General features: G+C 63.3%; 20 protein-coding genes. 10 read left to right on the top strand and 10 right to left on the bottom strand.

Features of this window, described 5'->3' with window-relative positions; genetic code table 11:
• A partial coding sequence (locus MRAB57_RS28410) for an integrase core domain-containing protein (RefSeq protein WP_157900675.1) occupies positions 1-137 on the top strand: 137 nt, incomplete at its 5' end.
• 3 nt (positions 138-140) lie between these two features.
• Complete coding sequence (locus MRAB57_RS28405) at positions 141-761, top strand: hypothetical protein (protein WP_245836035.1); 621 nt, start codon at positions 141-143, stop codon at positions 759-761.
• 60 nt (positions 762-821) lie between these two features.
• On the opposite strand, the gene MRAB57_RS28400 is transcribed toward MRAB57_RS28405, so the two are convergent.
• Positions 822-1,034 carry a tyrosine-type recombinase/integrase gene (locus MRAB57_RS28400; protein ID WP_342743370.1) on the bottom strand — a complete coding sequence of 71 codons (213 nt, stop codon included), beginning with the start codon at positions 1,032-1,034 and terminating at the stop codon, positions 822-824.
• 479 nt (positions 1,035-1,513) lie between these two features.
• Between MRAB57_RS28400 and MRAB57_RS28395 the strand changes: the two genes are divergently transcribed.
• The 4 genes from MRAB57_RS28395 (at position 1,514) to MRAB57_RS28380 (ending at position 3,873) form a co-directional block, all read left to right on the top strand.
• Positions 1,514-1,789 carry a DUF1883 domain-containing protein gene (locus MRAB57_RS28395; protein ID WP_077090286.1) on the top strand — a complete coding sequence of 92 codons (276 nt, stop codon included), beginning with the start codon at positions 1,514-1,516 and terminating at the stop codon, positions 1,787-1,789.
• A gap of 23 nt (positions 1,790-1,812) precedes the next feature.
• Complete coding sequence (locus tag MRAB57_RS28390; protein WP_077090285.1) at positions 1,813-2,250, top strand: hypothetical protein; 438 nt, start codon at positions 1,813-1,815, stop codon at positions 2,248-2,250.
• A gap of 136 nt (positions 2,251-2,386) precedes the next feature.
• Complete coding sequence (locus tag MRAB57_RS28385) at positions 2,387-2,971, top strand: type IV toxin-antitoxin system AbiEi family antitoxin domain-containing protein (RefSeq protein WP_077090284.1); 585 nt, start codon at positions 2,387-2,389, stop codon at positions 2,969-2,971.
• A complete protein-coding gene (locus MRAB57_RS28380; protein WP_077090283.1) occupies positions 2,968-3,873 on the top strand; it encodes a nucleotidyl transferase AbiEii/AbiGii toxin family protein in 906 nt (301 codons plus the stop codon). Before MRAB57_RS28385 ends, MRAB57_RS28380 begins: the two co-directional genes overlap by 4 nt.
• Positions 3,874-4,692: 819 nt before the next feature.
• Here MRAB57_RS28380 and MRAB57_RS28375 read toward each other — a convergent pair.
• From MRAB57_RS28375 to MRAB57_RS28360, 4 genes are all read right to left on the bottom strand, one after another.
• Entirely contained in the window at positions 4,693-4,956 is a 264-nt protein-coding gene (locus MRAB57_RS28375) for a hypothetical protein (protein ID WP_077090282.1), read from the bottom strand.
• A gap of 65 nt (positions 4,957-5,021) precedes the next feature.
• Positions 5,022-6,173, bottom strand: coding sequence for an alanine/ornithine racemase family PLP-dependent enzyme (locus MRAB57_RS28370; RefSeq protein ID WP_077090281.1), 1,152 nt, complete (start codon positions 6,171-6,173; stop codon positions 5,022-5,024).
• Positions 6,170-7,345, bottom strand: coding sequence for an N-acetyltransferase DgcN family protein (locus MRAB57_RS28365; RefSeq protein ID WP_173813982.1), 1,176 nt, complete (start codon positions 7,343-7,345; stop codon positions 6,170-6,172). The genes MRAB57_RS28370 and MRAB57_RS28365 overlap by 4 nt, the downstream gene beginning before the upstream one ends.
• A 624-nt stretch (positions 7,346-7,969) precedes the next feature.
• Positions 7,970-8,602, bottom strand: a complete 633-nt coding sequence (locus tag MRAB57_RS28360) for a GAF and ANTAR domain-containing protein (protein WP_173813981.1) — start codon at positions 8,600-8,602, stop codon at positions 7,970-7,972.
• Positions 8,603-9,019: 417 nt separating this feature from the next.
• On the opposite strand from MRAB57_RS28360, the gene MRAB57_RS28355 reads away from it, so the two are divergent.
• The 3 genes from MRAB57_RS28355 (at position 9,020) to MRAB57_RS28345 (ending at position 11,362) form a co-directional block, all read left to right on the top strand.
• A complete protein-coding gene (locus MRAB57_RS28355; protein ID WP_077090279.1) occupies positions 9,020-9,916 on the top strand; it encodes a manganese catalase family protein in 897 nt (298 codons plus the stop codon).
• 89 nt (positions 9,917-10,005) lie between these two features.
• A complete protein-coding gene (locus MRAB57_RS28350; RefSeq protein ID WP_077090278.1) occupies positions 10,006-10,590 on the top strand; it encodes a hemerythrin domain-containing protein in 585 nt (194 codons plus the stop codon).
• A gap of 571 nt (positions 10,591-11,161) precedes the next feature.
• Positions 11,162-11,362 (top strand): hypothetical protein, encoded by a 201-nt coding sequence (locus MRAB57_RS28345; protein WP_077090277.1) that lies wholly within the window; start codon positions 11,162-11,164, stop codon positions 11,360-11,362.
• Positions 11,363-11,366: 4 nt separating this feature from the next.
• On the opposite strand, the gene MRAB57_RS28340 is transcribed toward MRAB57_RS28345, so the two are convergent.
• The 5 genes from MRAB57_RS28340 to MRAB57_RS28320 form a co-directional block, all read right to left on the bottom strand.
• Positions 11,367-12,914, bottom strand: coding sequence for a molybdopterin-dependent oxidoreductase (locus tag MRAB57_RS28340; protein WP_077090276.1), 1,548 nt, complete (start codon positions 12,912-12,914; stop codon positions 11,367-11,369).
• A gap of 25 nt (positions 12,915-12,939) precedes the next feature.
• The gene (locus MRAB57_RS28335; protein WP_077090946.1) at positions 12,940-13,812 is read right to left on the bottom strand and encodes a pyridoxamine 5'-phosphate oxidase family protein; all 873 of its coding nucleotides are present in this window, start codon (positions 13,810-13,812) and stop codon (positions 12,940-12,942) included.
• Positions 13,813-13,847: 35 nt separating this feature from the next.
• Positions 13,848-16,673, bottom strand: coding sequence for an MMPL/RND family transporter (locus MRAB57_RS28330; protein WP_077090275.1), 2,826 nt, complete (start codon positions 16,671-16,673; stop codon positions 13,848-13,850).
• Entirely contained in the window at positions 16,670-17,113 is a 444-nt protein-coding gene (locus MRAB57_RS28325; RefSeq protein WP_108638029.1) for an MmpS family transport accessory protein, read from the bottom strand. Before MRAB57_RS28325 ends, MRAB57_RS28330 begins: the two co-directional genes overlap by 4 nt.
• A gap of 170 nt (positions 17,114-17,283) precedes the next feature.
• Positions 17,284-17,718, bottom strand: a complete 435-nt coding sequence (locus MRAB57_RS28320) for a hypothetical protein (protein ID WP_077090274.1) — start codon at positions 17,716-17,718, stop codon at positions 17,284-17,286.
• 144 nt (positions 17,719-17,862) lie between these two features.
• Here MRAB57_RS28320 and MRAB57_RS28315 point away from each other — a divergent pair, with 144 nt between their 5' ends.
• On the top strand, positions 17,863-18,237 hold the full coding sequence (locus MRAB57_RS28315; RefSeq protein WP_077090273.1) for a limonene-1,2-epoxide hydrolase family protein: 375 nt from the start codon (positions 17,863-17,865) through the stop codon (positions 18,235-18,237).
• The last annotated feature ends 49 nt before the right edge of the window (positions 18,238-18,286 follow it).

Below are 18,286 nucleotides of genomic sequence, written 5' to 3'. Positions count from 1 at the left end.
TCTACGAATCAACCGAACACCGCAACGACGCTCTACCCGGCTGGCTGCACTCCTACAATCACCACCGAGCCCACTCCGCCCTCGGAGGCCAGCCACCGGTCACCCGACTGACCAACCTCCCTGGACATCACAGCTAGGCCGTGACCGACTCCATTGACGTCAGCATCAGCCTGGGCAGCTTCATGGACTTCGTGACCGCCACCGCGAGTCAACGGATTACGGTGGTGCGCGCCATCGCCGATATCTACGCCGAGGACTACCAGCGCGGACCCGATTTCTACCGCGAGGCACGAGAGGCACTCAGGGAAGGGATCGTGCGGGGCGACGATGTACGCCGCGTGCGCGACGCGGCCGACCACGCCACCGACAACAAGCAGAGCAGCTATCAGGCCCTTGCGGCAGGCTGGGAACAGTGGCGGCGAGGAAAGACGCTCGGCGTCTTCGCCGCCACAGAACGGTGGCGCGAGCAGCAGCTTGAGGTCAAAGTCTCGCCGGCAATGACGTGGCGGCACCGGACCGGCAACCGCCTCATCGTGCCCTATTACAAAGGGCAGGAGCTGTCATCAGATGCCGCTCAGGCGGCAACCCGGATCATCGAGCACACCTTCCGCGGCGAGCACGGCCGACCCGCCGCTCTCGATGTCCGACGGGGGCGCCTTCACGAGGCGCGCCGGCGCCGATCCCGGGACTACGACGCTTGGCTCGCTGGGGAAGTGTCTGCGTTCTTGCAGATGTTCCGGTCGATAGCGCGTGCTGCCTGAGCGCTGCACGCGCAGCAAGTGGACACCGATCACCCGGCGATGTAGTTGAACAACGGTAATTCAACTGTTGATTGAACCGGCCCTCGCCGTGCGTTCAGAAATCAAGCCGTAGAGACGATTTCGCGCCGCAGCGCTGCGAGTCTCTGAGCCCGCCGCTGTGACGTAGCGCCGCGAGGTCGTCATGGATTCGTGGCCGCGAAGCTTCATCAGGGTGTACACACTGACCTCGGAACCCGCAAGTTCCGTTGCGTACGTATGGCGCAATCCGTGCACAAGTGCGCCAGGCACGGGCTGGGTGTCGGGGCCGGCGCGTCTGAACGCCCATCAAAAACGTGCCTGTGACGGCGAGGCGACTGTCCTTGTCGCTCAACGGGTTGGCCACGGATTTGGACACCGAACACGGCGGAACCGATGCGAACAAGCGGGACGGGGCGAGACAGGTCGGACAGCTGAACGTCGCTGGCCTGCAGCTATGAGACCGCGCATACCGGGCGAGACAGCGACCGGCTAGCTCATACCTTAGAGGCCGCAGGTTGGAAAAATGCCAGCATGGCGCAGGCAGGAAAGTCGGCGGAGCGCCACGGCCGGACGGCGTGTCGCGTTGGTCCTCCGCTCTGAGTACTGCACACTATTGGAGGTCGCGCAGACCGGCGTCGCGGCGTGTCGTTCCCCGGTTTTGTCGGCGCTGCATGGTATCTCGTAGTTGCATGGCTGCACGAAGTGGCCAGATCGCAATACGGGAGTTACCGAAGATGCAGTACAACTACACGGATCTCGGACAGCAGCGGCGCGGCGCTGTCGTTCGGGTCGATTTGACCGGCAATGCCGCCAACGTTCGTCTTCTTGACCGGAATGATTACCGGTCATTTCAGGCCAATCAGCGGCACCGCTTTGTCGGCGGCCACTACAGGCAGTCTCCTATCCATCTGCAGGTTCCTCATGATGACCACTGGTATCTAGTGATCGACTACGGGGGCTGCGCCGGACGCGGCACCGCTTGTGTCCACGTGGTCCCGGCGGCCTCATGAAGTTCGAGCGTTGAGTAAACCGAATGATCGAAGACACCTGGACCAATCGCGATTTGGCTGTGCTTCGCGCAGTCGTTGACATCTACGACCGAACGGGCGGTCCCGTCGATGCCGACGACATCCAAGCGGCGGTCGGATTCGATGCACGCACGGTTCAGCGAGCACTTCGCGCACTGAATACAGAGCCATTCTTCCGAGACGTGACTGCGATCGCGTCAGGCGATATTTGGGCGGTCGGCGCACCGACCGGCAGCGCCCTCCGAGTCGCGGGCGCATGGCCGTCCCCGGAGGCTCTGCTGGGGGGCCTGGTCGATGCCCTCGAATTAGCTGCAGGCGATCAGGCACGAGAGCCGGAGGAGCGCAGCAAGTTTGGGACGCTAGCGGTGGGATTGCGGTCTTTCGCAACGCAAGTCGCCATCGGTGCGCTTGGCGGAGCCGGCGGCAATCTGCTAACTGGTTAAGCGTCAGGCCTTCTGCATTGCACCAGCGAGGTCGAGCGCATCAATTCTAGATTGGAAGCGTCATGGTCCGCCGCCTCTGACGTCAATTGGCCGGCATTTGTGTGCTTAAGCGTATCTATTTGATACGCTTAAGCACATGATGATCCGTGATCGGCTAGTTGAGCGCGCAGCCGAGCAACACGGCTACGTGACAACTCGTGATGCCCGCGACCTAGGCATTGACCCCACCCAGCTGCGCCTGCTGGCTGCACGCAGGCGTCTCGAGCACGTGGGGCGCGGGGTTTACCGCGTGCCCGTCCTCCCGCGCGGCGAGCACGACGAGTTCGCTGCTGCAGTCGCCTGGGCGCTGGGTCGGGGTGTCATCTCGCACGAGTCGGCGCTGGCGCTGCACGACCTCGCCGATGTCAACCCTCCACGGATCCATTTGACGGTGCCGCGCGACAACCATCCGCGCGCCGCGGGCGGCGACCTGTACGCGGTTCATCGCCGAGAACTGCCCGGCAAGGACATCACCTCGGCCGACGGCATCCCAGTGACCACCGTCGCCCGAACAATCAATGACTGCATGGCCGCCGGCACCGACCCCTACCAGCTCCGCGCGGCGATCGATCGCGCCGAAGGGGTTGGCAGCTTGCGCCGTACGGCGGCGGCGAGGCTGCGCGCAGCGCTCGATCACACTGCAGAGCGCCGACCAGGCCGGTCCGGAGGAGCGTCGGCATGACGGCGCCATACTCGACCCCGCCGACTAACCTGCGGTCGCTGCAGGACCGCCTGGTCCAGGCAGCAGGGAGGGAAGGCGTTGTCTTCGGTCGGCTGCAACGCCATGTCGCTGTCCTCGTGGTCGCGCAGTTCGCGGCCACCCTCGTCGATGATGGGGGCGCTCCGCTGCTGCTGGTCAAAGGCGGTTCGTCGCTGGAATTGCGTCGCGGCATCGTCGATTCGCGCACCTCGAAGGACCTCGACGCCGTCGTCCGTCAAGATATCGAATCCGTGCACGACCGCCTTGCCGATGCGGGCGAAATCGGCTGGGAGGGATTTACCGCCGTCTTTACGCCTCCGGAGGAGATCGAGATTCCGGGCTTGCCGATCAAGCCGCGCAGGTTCACTGCGAAGCTCAGTTACCGAGGAAAATCCTTCGCATCGGTGCCGATCGAGGTTTCCACCGTGGAAGCGGGCAACGCCGACCAGTTCGACACCCTTACCTCGGAGGCGCTGGGGTTGGTCGGCGTGACCGCCGACGTGACGGTGCCCTGCATGACGCTTCCCTGGCAGATCGCGCAGAAAGTGCACGCGGTCTCCGCTGTATTGCCGAAGCCGAAGGTCAACGACCGCGCGCACGACCTTGTGGACCTCCAACTGCTCGAAGCGCTGATCGCCGATGCAGATCTATCTGACACGCGAAGCGCCTGCTGCGCCGTGTTTGAGGCTCGCGCCCAACACAGTTGGCCACCGACGGTGGTCGTAATGCCACACTGGCCGCCGATTTATGTGCGTGCCTTAGAAGGGCTCGGCCACCTCGACTTAGCAGAGACCGCCGAAGCTGCTGCAAAAAGAGTGCAGCAGTTCGTAAATCGGATCGACGTGGCGACAGGTGGTAACTGGCCGGCCCCACGTCGCCGGTGACATGGGCTGGCTGGCCGTAAGAAGACGGTCGGGGCCGTCGCCATCACGGGGTGGCGTTCGAAATGCGCTTCCCGGTTATTCACTTCAATGACTGGGAATCGGCAGGAACCACCACGTCGATGCCCGACGGGTCCGGTGACCGAATCGCGCACAGGGCAAGGCAAGCAACGACTGGCATCGCCGCAAGCCGCATTCTGGTAATCCATTGGTCACAGACTTCAGCCCGCGCCCAACGCGTTGGGGGAACAATGTCCGGTCTGGCTTTGTGTCGCCCTTGATGCCGTGATCGTGGCGCGCGAGATATCTCTTCGCCAGAGCTGTCATTTCATGGGGCCGAGATGGGGCCAACGAGCCAGACGAGCTGATCCAACACGTCTGATTGCAGACGGCGCGTCTAGCCTGAACAACACCCATGCGAGCGCAAGTCCGCCTGAAACTCGGAAGGTCGGCTACCGCGGGAAAGTGGCTTTCCGCTTCAAGGGCGTGGCCGCGACCTTCAATGGCTCGGGGTTGGAGCGTTGCGGACAAGCCGGGTGAGGTCCTGCTGGCGGTACCGGATTTAATCTCCCAATGTCTTCTTCGAAACATCCGCAGCGCACCGGATCGCTGACGACAATTCTGACGACAACCCTGACTACAGTTGCACGCCCGACAACGCCCACAACTGCCCGAAAACGGTCCTATCGTGCCTGGTCACGCATTCCGCCTGCTCCTGGCAGTGTGGGGGTCAGGGGTTCGAATCCCCTTAGCTCCACCAGAAAACCGACTATCGCCTAGGGGTCGGCCGGACTGGTCGGGATCACGCTCGTCTGGCAGCGATCATGCGTCGCGGCGGGATCTCATCTCGCGCCTCAGCTCGATCACCTCTTTTTCGAGGTCGATGACACCCCGGGCGCACATGGCGGTGAGGCCGATGAGTTTGACGACGGCGGACCAGAGGGGGTTCTTCCCGGTAAAGGACTGGTCGAGTTGAGCGAACCGGTCGCGGAGGTCCTTACCCACGACGGATTCAGGGTCGAGCTCGATGTCCCGCATCCTGTGGAACGGCGAGAAGTCTGGGGGTGCCTCGGGTTCGGGTGCCATGGCCAAAGAGTTTAGGCCCCGTCCCAAGCGCCCGCGAGAGCTTGTTCGGCACTCAAGATGAGAAGTCAGGTCCGCCCGGCACCGGCGTCCGGCACTGAGCGGGGGGACGAAACCTGGATCGGCGGTGGTACCTGGGTCGCCTCGGGTGCGGCGGAACGGCCACGGTGCTCGATCTTGGTGACGAAGGGCGACGTCATCGCCCGTACGAGTGCGCTGTATCCCACGCCGAAGTCGATCTCGTCGCCGACCGCGTCGGGGTGATCGCCGAGGTCGACCACCAGGTGGTCGCTGCTCATCCCGAGGATCGCGATGCCGTCGGGCGGATGCAGATCGTCCGGGTCCACGTCCTGGTGACCAAGGGCCAGGATTGCTTGGTGCACGGTCGTATTGCCGGTACGGACCGGCGCCTCGCCGAAGGCCGCCTGAGCACGATCTCCCCAGGGTTGAGCCGGTTTCATGGCGACCTCGATGACTTCGGCGGTCAAGGTGAAGGCGTCCGTATGCAGGCCGGGGATCGGTGTCCGGTACAGCGGATCGACGCCGAGAAGGATGGCTTCGCCGAGCCGGAGCTCGTCGATCCGGCCGATGTCGTGGGTGTGCAGAGCCCAGTTCAGGTTCGCCGAGTTCCCGCCTGAGACGACGTCGAGCGAGATCCCGTGCAGTGCCTCAATCTCGTCCGCGAGCCCCGTGAGGATGCCCATGTTCCGGTCGTCGGGCACGACACCGTTCTGACAAGCGAGGTTGGCGCCGAGCCCGACGAGCCGGAGGGAGGAGTGACTGAGGACGGCCCGCACCGCCTCGGGGGCGTCGTCGAGTGCGATGCCCTCACGGAGGTCACCCAGCTCGACCATGAGCACTACGGCGTGCGTCCGCTTCTGTTGGGCCGCAACCTGATCGAGCGCCGCCAGCACGACGGCCTCGGTGTTCAGGCTGACGTCGGCGACCTCGACGACGTGTGCCACTTGGCTGAGCATCGGCGAGCGGATCAACGTGCGCGTCGGTAGTGGGTCGAGCCCGGCCAGCCGAGCCAGGTTCGGCACCCGGGAATCACCGAGACCGAGGGCGCCGCCGCGCAGCATCGCCGCGCCGACTCCCGGCGAGCCCAAGACGGCCTTGGTGATCCCGGTGACCCGGATGCCCGTTGAGGCAAGCCGGTCAACCAGGATGCGCGTGTTCTGCTCGACCTTGTCGAGATCGGTCTCGATCCGAAGCGTCACACGAGGGTGGTCGTGTCGGCCACCACCGCGAGCGCGGGGAAGGCCGTCAGCACCATGTCGACCAGATCCGACGCGGGACGCGTCAGGGGGTCGGTGACCGGGAGGCCGAGCTGCGAATGATGCTCGGAGATCGCGTTGCTCAGTTCGTCGTCGGTCATCTCCTCGTGGTTGATCGTGACCCCGATGACGCGGGTGTCGGCGAACGCCTCGATCAGTGCGATCTCGCTGGCCGCGGTCGGCATCGGCATCATCGGGAAGTCGCCGAGCACCGTGCGCTTCGGCGCGTGTTGCACGATCACGCCGGCCGGGCGGCTGCCACGCAGGATGTGAGCCGACGTCAGGTACGCGGGGTGGCTGAGCGCGCCCTGGCCCTCGACCACGATCACGTCAGGGTCCTCACCCTCGAACGCGGCGACGACCTGGTGCTCGACCTCGCCTGAGCAGAACTGGGGGACCAGCGCATCCAGCGCGACGCCGTACTTCCCGCCCTGGATCAGGGTGGTCTGACCGGTGCCGACCATGACCGCCTTGATGCCGCACGCGTTGAGCGCCTGGACCAACAAGGTGGCGGTGGTGCGCTTCCCGATCGCCCCGTCCGTACCCAGGATCGCGATCCTGGGACATGTGACGTCGAAGATCCGGCCCGAAAACAGGTGCAGGTCGCGCTTGGCCTTCGGTCGGCGTACATCGGTGATGGTGACGCCGGCGATCACGGCTGCCGCCTCGAACTCGGCATCGTCGTTGAGGAACTCGTGCAGGCCGTTGATGATGTGCATCCCGCGGGCGATGCCGTCGAGCAGCACGACCCGCTGCTGGTTCGACAGTAGGCCGTCGGCAGGTGCCAGCCCACAGATCAGGTAGTCAGGTACGCGGCCGGCGTGAGAGATGGACTCGGCGAGCGACGCCAGCACCGGGATGTCGTTCGCGGTGCCGTCGAGGAACTCCCCAGCATCGACTCCGGCCCGGAGGCTGTCGATGACACTGAGGATCTCGTACTTCTTCGAGTGCCGGACCAGGCCGTTGGCGGTCTTACCGTCTTGCTCGCCGAACAGGCCCTCGCAGTAGACGATCGCGGTGGAACCGGCAGGCAGCGCGAAGGGAGCTGCCGGAAGGATCCACTCGGTCTGTTCGGATGCATCGAGAGATGGGGTATCGCTGGCGAGCGAAGACATGGTTTCCTCTGAGAAGGCTCAGAGGAGGCGACGGGATCGTGGCGGGGCGGTGAGCCCAACGTTCAACGAGTGGTCTGCCCTGAGGGCCGGCAAGATTACCGGCCTGTTGACTCTAGCCGATCGGTTCTGAATGTCCTGCTTCCGCCGACCAGATGCCGCATCTCGGTACGTCCCGTGGGTCACTAGGGCTCCGCACGGAATCCATCTCGGGGCCTTGGTATGTCGCGGTTCGGGGCCTCACCGTGACCGACGAGCTCTACCACCGCCACCCCGCACGATCACCTCACCGCGTTCGAGGTGCACGGCTGCGTCGCCGACGCGGCTGTGTAGCTGACGAAAAGGCCTTCGTGGCTGGCCCAGGAAGGTCGCCGAGGCGGGTGCCACCACCGCTGGCGTGTGAAACCGACAGCTCGCGCTCTCGGAGACCCCTCTTGACGCCGCCAAGAGCCGAAAAGGAAACCGCACGTAACGAGCGGGAACGAATCGGAACGAGGAGTAACGAAACCCCAGGCGAAACCCTATTTTGCCTGGTTAAGGCAGGGGTTCGAATCCCCTTAGCTCCACCAAGGTGATGAAGTCGAGTCATGGGTTGCGCGTGAGTCGCGTTACGCGACTCGTGGACCTCTAAGTGACAGACAAATGGCCGGTTTCGGCGAGTTCGACGGCGAGGTCGACCACTTTGCGGTTGAGGCGCTTTGACGCGGCGATCAGCATGTCGAAGGCGTCGTCGCTGGTGATACGGTGCCGTTCCATCAAGATGCCCTTGGCCTGGCCGATGACATCCCGATTGTTCATCGCTTTGCGTAAACGATCCGTTCGCTGGGCGTCGCCAAGCGCCAATGCGGCGAGGGCGCAGAAAAGATTGGCGAGTCCGCTGGCAGCCTCGTCGAAAGCATCCGGCTGGCCAGCGTACAAACTGAGTGATCCGATGGTCCGCTCATCGGCCAACAACGGCAAACACAGCATTGAGTGCACGCCGAGTTCGACGGCGCGCCGGCTAAATCGCGGCCAGCGGCCTTCGAATTCCATCCGAGCTATCTCGACGATTTGCTGATCGCGAGACGAGTCGATGCAGGGGCCGCTGCCCGTCTGCTGCTGGATTTTGTCCAGGATCGGTGGCGCTTTGCCGAATACCGCTTGGGGAACGAACTTCGCTCTCTCGACCAAATTGATGCCGGCGGCATCGGCGGCCGGGACGGCGATGGTGGCGTTGCGCGCAATGGCCTCCAGGGTTGCTTGCAGGTCCCCCTCGTCCACGCGGAGTGATCTGGATAGCTGCTCTAGGCAGCCCCAGGCGCTCGAAGTCAGGCCGGCCAACTCGTCGGCGATATCCGGCCCAAAGCGTTCAGGAGCGCTGTCCGCACACCGAGGCGGCTCAACGAATTCGGCTGTGCCCATATTTCAAGTTAGCCGGTGCAACGCTTCGGTAAACCGCCTGGCGGACCGACGTATCGCGGGTCCGTGCGGGATGGGTTGGGCGACGCAGACCGGAGCCCAATCGCCCCTCGGCGTCTCGGTGCCTGTTTACGTGGTTGCCGCACGGGTACTGCCCTTCGCGATGCGACAAGCAGCGCCGCATCTCGCGTACTGGACGAACTACAGCCCCTGGTTCGCATTCCCGACTTTCCGGTCGCCAACTTCTCGTAGACCTTCGATGTCCTCTGGGAGCAACCAATGTTCGTTCATAACAAAGATCTTCAGTTCGAGGTTCGGGTGAGCCAACCTGATCCACGTTTCGCATCACTGCTGATGGAGCAATTTGGCGGTGCCAACGGTGAACTCACTGCGGCGATGCAGTACTTCACCCAGGCGTTCGTCCTGCGGGAGAAAAACCCAAAGATGTATGACCTGTTCATGGATATCGCCACCGAGGAGCTCAGCCACCTGGAGATGGTCGGCTCAATGATCACGATGCTTCTCGACGGACTCAACGACAATCTGAAGCAGGCCCACGAACGGTGCGATTGGATGCCGGCGGTCGCCAGCCCTGATGGTCGTGAACAGGCGATCCACCAAGTCGCCGTCAACCCACTGTTTCTGGTGCTCAGCGGCGGAGGCCCGGATGTCAAAGACTCCGCAGGCAACAACTGGACGGGCGCCTTCATCGATGCCAATGGTGACCCAACGGTGGACTTACGCAATAACCTAGCGGCCGAATCCCGGGCCAAAGTCGTCTACGAATACCTCAAGCAATTCACCGACGACCCTGGGGCGCAGGACACGCTGACATTCCTGATGACCCGGGAAATCGCCCACTACCAGCAGTTCACCGCTGCGCTAAACGAGTTGCCAGTCAACTTCCCGCCGGGAAAGTTGGCCGGGGACAACCGTTTCCAGAATGTCGCTTTCAACATGTCGAGCGGTGGTGAAAAGTCGGTGCGCGGCCCGTGGAACGAGGGGCAAGGTCCGTGGCCCGATGGCGTGGAGTGGAAGTACATCGAGAAGCCCGAGCAGCAGTGGCTGGGCACCGATATCCGCAAAAACCAAGGCGCAGAACAGAACCCGTCGGGTTCACCGGCGGTGGAGGGCGACAAGCCGTTCACCCACGAGCAGCGCACGCCGACCAACTAGCTCACCGATGCCAGGCCCGGCCGGCACTCGATTGCGGGTGCCGGCCTGTGCCGGTCGCATCGTCCTACAGGAAGTGCAGGGTAAAACGTATGGACGCGTTGATGTTTCTACGGCAGGACCATAAAAGTGTATTAGGCATGTTAGAAGTGCTCGACGGCGCACCGTCGGGTGCTGGCAGTCAGGTTAGTGGCCTCGAAACAATGGTCACCAACTTAGTTATTGCTGAATCGCAACACGAGGCGATCGAAGAGCAATTCTTCTGGCCGGCGGTGCGCAGAGCGCTCGACGACGGAGATACGCTGGCGGACAAGGCCATCCAGCAAGAGCAGAAGGGCAAAAGGCTTCTGCAACAGCTGATCGACAGCGCAGTCGGAGAACCGGACTATCACAAGGCGCTACAGGCTTTCGTCGACGCCGCCCGCGAGCACATCGCGTACGAGCAGGAAATGGTGTGGCCGAAGTTCGAAGCAGCCGTCAGCCATGAGCAGCTGGAGAAATTGGGAAGTCAGCTTGAGCAGGCAAAGAAGATCGCGCCGACGCGGCCCCACCCCGACACGCCGCCCAAGCCCATCCTGCTAAAGACGATCGGCATGGTAACCGCGACAATCGACCACGTGCTCGACGCGCTGACCGGACGGGCCGCCAAGAACCCACCCGATCCTCAAATTCACTGACAACCGACTCGATGGGCTCCGTCTCGTGCTGAAACGCCCCCTTCCAGCATTCGGAAGGGGGCGTTTGGCGTTCTCGACGGCTACTAGCAGCCTTCCCCGCTGAGAGCCCCAGTTATGCCAGCGAGACCGCCGCCAGAGCACCCCGGCAGGTTGTTGTAGCCGAACGGAGGCTGCGCGGGCGTGTACTGGACGGGGGGTGACGACGAGTACCCCCCCGAACCCGACGCGGGTGAGCAGTAGTAGCTGTATTGCAAGGCTCCATAGCAATCGTCCGCGTGCGCGATTCCCGCACCGGCGAACAACAGGGCGGGAGTTGCCGCGGCCGCTGCTGCGCCCAATGCCGCGACAAGCCGTTTCGTCTTGGTGTTGAGGGTCGCGTTCATGAGGAGGTGTCCTTTCTCAGGTACTCGAGGCCGACGCCAGCTAGCTCGCCGAACCTGAAAGTTGACACGACGCGGTCGTTGTGGCGGTTCAACCGGAACCGGTTATTTGATTTGCTGCCGGTCCTTGAAACAATGGAGCGCGAATTCGCGGGGCGTGACATTCGCCGTCCGGCGCCTAGGATGCCTGTATGAGCAGGGCTTTCGTCGTCACATTCGCGGTCGGGTTGCTCGTCGCAGCGTTCGGTCTGATCTGGGCGTTGCAGGGATTCGGAGTGCTTGGTGGTAGTCCGATGAGCAACACCACCACATGGTCGATCATCGGACCTATCACCGTCGTGATCGGGATCGTGATTGCCGTCTTCAGCTGGCGCAGACTCTCGTCGAAATAGCGCTTCAGGCCCCGGCCACGGTGAACTCCACCGTGTGCCAGCCGGTGGCCCCATCCGGGACGCTCCCGACCCGATCCGCAGTTTGGACCGCACCGGTGTTGTCGGTGGCGCGCACCGTGATCTTGTGTCTCCCAGGTGTATTCGCCTCCCAGGGGAAGCTCCATAACCGCCACGTCTCGTTGGAATAGCTCGCGCCCTGTTCGGCGGGCTGCCACCCGCCGTCGTCGATCATGACCTCCACGGCGCGCACACCGCGATTCTGTGCCCACGCGACGCCGCCGAACACCACGGGTCCCGCGGGCAGCCGCTGGTCGGCTCTCGGCACGTCGATCCGGGACTCGGTCTTGATGGGCGCACGCGCTGCCCAGCCGAACCGTGTCCAGTACGCCTGTGCTCGGTCGAAGCGGGTCAGCTCCAAATCGACGACCCACTTGGTGGCCGACACATATCCATACAGCCCGGGCACCACCAGCCGGGCCGGGTAGCCATGCTCGACAGGTAGTGGCTGGCCGTTGAGGCCAACCGCGAGGAGGGCTTCCCGGCCGTCGGTGAGCGCCTGCACGGGCGTGCCGGCGGTGAACCCGTCGATCGATGTAGACAGCACCATGTCGGCATCCGCGTGTACCCCGGCAGCCGCCAGCAGATCGGCCAGCCGATAGCCCGTCCAGACGCCCGTCGAAATGAGCTTCCCTCCAACGGGATTCGACACGCAGGCCAATGTGGTCACCATCTCGACGACGTCGAAGCGGGCGAGATCACCGAAGCCGTAGGTGGCCTCGTGGTCCACCATGCCGTGGATACGCAGCCGCCAGTCGGTGTGGCTGAGTTGGGGGACGCTGAGTGCCGTGTCCACCCGGTAGAAGTCGCCGCTAGTGGTGATGAAGCTCGGTAGCGCAACACCCTTCGGTTGCACACCGGCGGGTATCGGCGGTGCCGATCTCCGCGGCATGGGAAGCGTCAAGGCCATGCGATCGGCGGCCACGGAATTCACTAACCGTGTGACGAGCGCACCCGCCACCCCGCTCGCCAAGCCGAACCCGAGGACCCCGTACATGAGCCAGGCGCGCCTGCGCGCGTCCGGCTCGTCACGATCGGCGCCGCCCTCCGCTTCTGTCGTGTCGGGCCAGAACCGGCGGGTGAGCAGGCGTAGCGCCGCGACGCCGCAGGCGGTGCCCGCAAGGGTGGGGATCGTGTCGAGCAACGTGGCGCCCTGCCGTGACAGCACGGCGACGCATCCGAGGACGCCCGCCGCGGCGATCATCGCACTGCCGACCGGGCGGCGCCGCGTCTCGAGGGTGCCGGCGATCGCGGCGATCGTGGCGATGGCCACAAGCACGGCGAAGGACAGGAACAGCTTGTCCAGTGAGCCGAGGGTCTGGATTGCCCACTCTTTAACCGGCCCGGGTGTCAGGTCGACGACCGCCGACCCGACCGCGGTGCGAGCATTGGCCCGCGAGCTGAACGGGACGCCCACCAGCTCGGCCACGCCGAGCGATATCGCCGCGGCGGCGACTCCGGCGATCATGCGCTCATTCGACTGAGCTACAGCCATCGGGCAACTGTACTCGCGTTCGGCGTCACTTGACGCCCGGCGAATCTCCCAAGGCGACAACCGAACCGACCGAAAACACGACGCGGCGACCTACGCCCCCATCGTCGCCGTCCGCGCCGGGCGTGGTCCACTGCACCTGCGCGGTACCGGACAGGTGCACTGCGGCGCCCGTATGGAAGTCGACGAACAACAGGGCGGCCTCGTCGTCGACGGCCAGATTGCCGAAGCTGTTGAACATGTTGTTGCCCGGGAAGTCTGGCCACCACAAGCGGTCGGGGGAGTCGACCCGCACGAATCCGGGCGGGCCGCCGCGGTGTGAGGCATCGCTGCCCCGGGTGGGGTGCGTGGTTCCCAGGAAGAAAGTGTCGGCCGCGGCGATCATCGCGCGGTCAGCCGTGCTCAAAGACGTTGCGCACCTGGGTATATCGGCGGCAGCGGTGGCTTCTGCGGAGACGCTGACTTCGTGGGGGTGAATGTACTTGGGGCAATTTCCGTATGCCTGGTCGACGCGCACCGTCATGCCGCCGTCGGCGGCGTCGACCAGGAAGCCGTTGATCCGCAACCTGCGCCGGGTGCCGAAATCGATGGCGATCAGGCCGACCTGTTGGCCGATCGGCATCCGATGCAGCGGATCGCCCTCGCGCAGAACGGCCGAGATTTCCAACGTGTCGCCGTCGCCGCGCAGGAACCCCGGCTGCCCGGACAGCGGAGAAACCCACAGCGCCCCGTCACTGTCGCGCCCGGTGATAGCGGCAAACCGGAGCGACCTCAGGAACTTCGTGGCGCCGTCGGATAGCCGGGACCCGTCGAGCATCCTTTCCAGGCGCTTGGCCTCGGCCTCGACACCGGCTCGGCGTTGCGTCGCCAGTTCGCCTTCGTGAAAGCCCGTTACCGTCACGAACCCAGTAACGCCGCGCAGGCTCTGGAACTTCCCTAGGCCTGCCGCAGCGGGCGGCTCCGCACCAGCGTCGGCCACCAGAACCAGGGCCCGAGGATCCGCAGGATGGCCGGCACCACGAACGAGCGCACGATCAGCGTGTCGAGTAGCAGACCGATGCACACCGTCGAGCCCACCTGGCCGACCGTGCGCAAATCGCTGGTCAGCATTGCCAACATGGTGAAGGCGAACACCAGACCCGCCGACGTCACCACACCGCCCGTACTACCCAGTGCGCGAATGAGTCCCGTGTGGATGCCGGCGTGCAGCTCCTCTTTGACGCGAAGGATCAGCAGCAGGTTGTAGTCGGAACCCACCGCCACCAGGATGATGAACGTGAGCGGCAAGATCAACCAATGCAAGGGCAGGCCAATCAGGTGTTGCCAGACCAGTATGGAGAGCCCGAACGCTCCGGCGTAGGAGAAGGCCACCGTGAGGGGAATGACCATGGCGGCCATCAGGCTTCGCGTCAGGGACAACATGATCAAAAAGATCAGCACGAAGGCGGCGATCGCCACGATCAGCAGATCGGACATCGCATATTGCTTGATGTCCTTATTGGTTGATCCCGAACCGCCGATGTAAACGCGTGCGCCGGCCAGCGACGTTTCCTTGAGTGCCGCGGTGATGGCATCGGGGAACTGTTCGACGTGCTGCACGCCTTCTGGGCCATTTGCGTCCCCGGTGTGTGTGACGATGAACCGGGCAGCCTTGCCGTCCGGTGACATCAGCAGCTTCATGCCCGTCTTGACGTCCTCGTTGTCGAAACCCTCATGGGGAATGTAGAAGAAGTCGTCACTGCGGGCCGCGTCGAAATCGAGCCCCACGTTGATCGAGTCGTCATATGTCTGATCGGTCTGGGTGGATTGCAACGACGACTGACCGTAGGTGCTGACCAACAGCTTCGCCAAGGCTTCCGAGTCGTCGGCCGTCAGTTTGAGCTGGGTGATGATTTGGGGGAAGGTCCTGTCTACGACCTCAAGGGACACGACGGCGTCCTTGATATCGTCGGCCAGTTGGTCGAGGCCGTCGACCGACTCGAACAGAGATCGGAATGCGTAGCACACGGGGATGTCGAAACAGTGCTTCTCCCAATAGAAATAGCTGCGCAACGGCCGGAAGAAATCCTCGAGGTTGGCCAGGTTCGACCGCAGCTCGTCGGTGACCTGCTGCGTATCCTGCAACGTGAGCACTGTCTTATGAAGCTCATCCGACACCGTCTGGAAGAAGCCGATCTCCTTGCGCAGGACGGCGACGGTGTGGTCGGTGATCTGTGCCTGCTCGCTGGTATTGGCGTTCTGCTGCTTGGTGAACGGGAGCTGTTGACCGTTGGCGCTGCCCTGCGTGGTGAAGAGGTAGGGGATGGTGGCGTGTTCCAAGGCTCGGCCCATCGGCCTGGTGATGCTTTGTACCATCGCGACGCCGGGGAGACGCTCGAGGGCCTTGGCCGCGCGGTCCAGCGAGATGAAGTCGGCCGAATTTCGCAGATCGTGATCCGACTCGATCATCAGCATCTCAGAAAACAGCTTGCTCTTCGGGAAGTGCCGATCGGCCGCCTGGAAACCCACATTGGCGGGCGAATTGTGCGGCTGGTACTGACGGTCGTCGTAGTTCTGCTTATACGTCGGCACGAAGATCCCCCCGAGCACGACGGCGGCGGTACTGGCCACCAGAATCGGCACCGGCCACCGGACCACGCTCGTTCCGATCCGCCGATACAGATGCGCTTTGGCCTTGCTCTTCGGGTCGAAAAGCCCGAAAAGGGTGCCCACGGTCAAGAAGGCCGGGCCGAGCGTCAGTGCCGCCGCGATGGTGAAGAGCATGCTGATGGCAACGGCGGGGCCCATCGTGTGGAAGTAGTTCAGTCGCGCGAAAGTCAGGCAGTAACACGCTCCCGCGATCGTCAGCCCCGAGCCGAGGATGACCGGCGTGACACTCTTATAGGCGGTGTAAAACGCCTCCTCCCTGCCCTCGCCGTCGTGCCGCGCCTCGTGATAGCGCCCTATCAGGAAGATGCCGTAATCAGTTCCCGCTCCTAGGGTTAGCGCGATGACGATGTTCACGGCGAATGACGAAAGCTCGATGTAGCCGAGATGCCCCAGGGTTGCGATAACCCCCTTTGCGACCAGCATCTCGAACAGGACGCCGGCCAACGGCACAAACAGGGTGACGATGGAGCGATACACCAGCAGCAACATCCCGAGGATCAGGAAGATCGTCACGATCGTGATGTTGTTCAGGCTGTTGTTCGCAATAGCCACCGTGTCCGAGGCAAGCGGTGCCGCGCCGCTGACGTAGACCTTGAGCCCGGGCGGCGGTGTGTCCTTCGCGACGATATTTCGCACGGCGGCCACAGACTGGTTGGCCTGCATTTGGCCGATATCGCCTGCGAGGCGCAACAGCACGTAGGTGCACTTGCCGTCGAGGCTCTGCGCCCCTGCCGCGGTGATCGGCTTCCCCCATAGATCGATGGCGGACTGCACGTGGTTGGTGTCGTGCAAGAGTCGGCGCATCAACTCGTCGTAGTACTGATGGTCTTGGTCGCCCAGCGGCCGGTTGGCCTCCAGCACAACCATGGCCAGGCTGGTCGAATTCGACTCCTGGAACTTCGCGCCGATGGACAGCAACGCTCGCTGCGACGGCGCGTAATGCGGAACTACCGGCCCCGCGAGTTCTTCTGCGACCCGCTCTACCTGCGGCATGAAGGTGTTCGTCGACACGGCGAGCAGGCCCCAAAAGGCAATGATCGGTATTGCGAAGGCGCGGACCATTCTGGGGACGAAGGGTCGCTTCACCGGAGTTTCCGTCCGATGCTCACTCATGCGGACTTCACCAGGCAGAAGACGTGGGCATCCTGATGGTCATCGGTCTGTTCAGCGCGGACAACGCCATTCACCCGCAGCCGGCAGCCGACTTGACCGCCATGAACCTGCGCCGAGATGCTGCCCGACACCACGGTGAGCGTGGTCTCCTCGTGGTGCGACCAGGGCATCGCAGTGAGATCGACCTGATGTGGATGCCCGTTGTAGTCCACCCAGACGAGCATCCCCCCGCTCCCGGCGGAGCCGAACACCTCATAGTCGATCCGTTTGATGCTGAATTCCGGAGGTGCTGCCGGCTCGTTGACGGTGACGACGGGAGGCGGATCGGAGAACTGATGCACCTTCCACATGGCCACCGCCCCGACGCTGACGACCACGACGGCAACCAACGGCATCCAGGTTCGCGCCAAGATGGTCCTGCCCCTTAGACGAGGACTCATTCGATCACCTTTCGAAATCCCCCCAGACCTCGTATTTTCATTCCCCGACCGGTCCATTTATTTACCGTCGATGACCGTTCAAAGACACTATCGGCAGTGCGGCCGGAGCGCGACCGCGAAGGCCTTTGCATGTACTTACGTGGGGTACGCACCAGATGCCTACTGCCGCCTCAGGGCAATTTCTGCAGACGTCTTTTCATCCGGATACTGCGCAGAATCTGCGTCGTGAAGTTCATCGAGGCCAACATCGGGAACACCCCGAGAAACGTCCGCTCCGACGGCGTGGCTCCATGCAGGTGGTAGAGACTGCCGAACACGTAAAAGCATCCCAAAGAGAACAAAGTAGCCGGGATGGAGAACGTCAGCGCGGAGCTACGAATGCCGACGATTTCCTTCGCGTAATCCAACTCTTCCGCCGATATAGGCTCGTCTTTGCGGACTTTACGCAGAACCGTTTTGGCGCTGCCGATTTCGTCGCCTATGGGATTTGCAGGCCGGCGCTCCAACCGGCATACGTAAAAGGTCGCGATAACCGCGAACAGTATGGCCAGCGCAAGAAAAAGGAGGGTGAGGAACGCGTACACACCCAAACTGAAACTGATCATCCTCGTCCTTTGCTCCGGCGTGTACGGAAGAGTACCGCTGCGCCCTGGGGCTGGCTAGACCTTACAGTACGTTGCCGTGCACTATGCCGCAGCGCAAGTCCGCATGCGAAGATCGACGCGGATAACCGACCAAAGGAGATCGGAATGTCACGTTCGCCGGCTGAGCTCGTCACGCAATTCTGTGCGCTGTGGTCTTCGCCCGACGCCGCCAAGATCACGGAATATCTGGCCGAAGATGCTGTCTACCACAACATTCCGATGGAAGCCGTGCGGGGCCGCGAGGCGATCCGGGCGTTCATCGAAAACTTCTTTGCGACCCTGGACGGAATCGACTTCGTCGTACACCGCCAAGTCAGCGAGGGAAACCTGGTTTTCAACGAGCGCACCGACATCATGCGCACCAAGGCCGGCAAGTCCATCGAGCTCCCGGTCACCGGCGTGTTCGAGGTCGCCGACGACAAGATCGTGGCGTGGCGCGACTACTTCGACATGAACACCCTGACGCAGGCTTTCGGCTAGCGAAAAGCCCTGTGCTGGAACGCAATCAGTTCCAGCCGCCGGGACCGAA

It is taken from the genome of Mycobacterium rhizamassiliense (genome assembly GCF_900157375.1).
GTDB classification, from domain to species: domain Bacteria; phylum Actinomycetota; class Actinomycetes; order Mycobacteriales; family Mycobacteriaceae; genus Mycobacterium; species Mycobacterium rhizamassiliense.
This window is presented reverse-complemented; position numbering and strand designations above follow the sequence as displayed.

Excerpts from the sequence above, each read along its gene's own strand:
- MRAB57_RS28390 (WP_077090285.1), top strand. The coding sequence starts at position 1,813 with ATGATCGAAGACACCTGGACCAATCGCGATTTGGCTGTGCTTCGCGCA.
- MRAB57_RS28375 (WP_077090282.1), bottom strand. The coding sequence starts at position 4,956 with ATGGCACCCGAACCCGAGGCACCCCCAGACTTCTCGCCGTTCCACAGG.
- MRAB57_RS28340 (WP_077090276.1), bottom strand. The coding sequence starts at position 12,914 with ATGGCTGTAGCTCAGTCGAATGAGCGCATGATCGCCGGAGTCGCCGCC.
- MRAB57_RS28350 (WP_077090278.1), top strand. The coding sequence starts at position 10,006 with ATGGACGCGTTGATGTTTCTACGGCAGGACCATAAAAGTGTATTAGGC.
- MRAB57_RS28385 (WP_077090284.1), top strand. The coding sequence starts at position 2,387 with ATGATGATCCGTGATCGGCTAGTTGAGCGCGCAGCCGAGCAACACGGC.
- MRAB57_RS28315 (WP_077090273.1), top strand. The coding sequence starts at position 17,863 with ATGTCACGTTCGCCGGCTGAGCTCGTCACGCAATTCTGTGCGCTGTGG.
- MRAB57_RS28380 (WP_077090283.1), top strand. The coding sequence starts at position 2,968 with ATGACGGCGCCATACTCGACCCCGCCGACTAACCTGCGGTCGCTGCAG.
- MRAB57_RS28365 (WP_173813982.1), bottom strand. The coding sequence starts at position 7,345 with ATGTCTTCGCTCGCCAGCGATACCCCATCTCTCGATGCATCCGAACAG.
- MRAB57_RS28355 (WP_077090279.1), top strand. The coding sequence starts at position 9,020 with ATGTTCGTTCATAACAAAGATCTTCAGTTCGAGGTTCGGGTGAGCCAA.
- MRAB57_RS28345 (WP_077090277.1), top strand. The coding sequence starts at position 11,162 with ATGAGCAGGGCTTTCGTCGTCACATTCGCGGTCGGGTTGCTCGTCGCA.
- MRAB57_RS28330 (WP_077090275.1), bottom strand. The coding sequence starts at position 16,673 with ATGAGTGAGCATCGGACGGAAACTCCGGTGAAGCGACCCTTCGTCCCC.
- MRAB57_RS28325 (WP_108638029.1), bottom strand. The coding sequence starts at position 17,113 with ATGAGTCCTCGTCTAAGGGGCAGGACCATCTTGGCGCGAACCTGGATG.
- MRAB57_RS28320 (WP_077090274.1), bottom strand. The coding sequence starts at position 17,718 with ATGATCAGTTTCAGTTTGGGTGTGTACGCGTTCCTCACCCTCCTTTTT.
- MRAB57_RS28395 (WP_077090286.1), top strand. The coding sequence starts at position 1,514 with ATGCAGTACAACTACACGGATCTCGGACAGCAGCGGCGCGGCGCTGTC.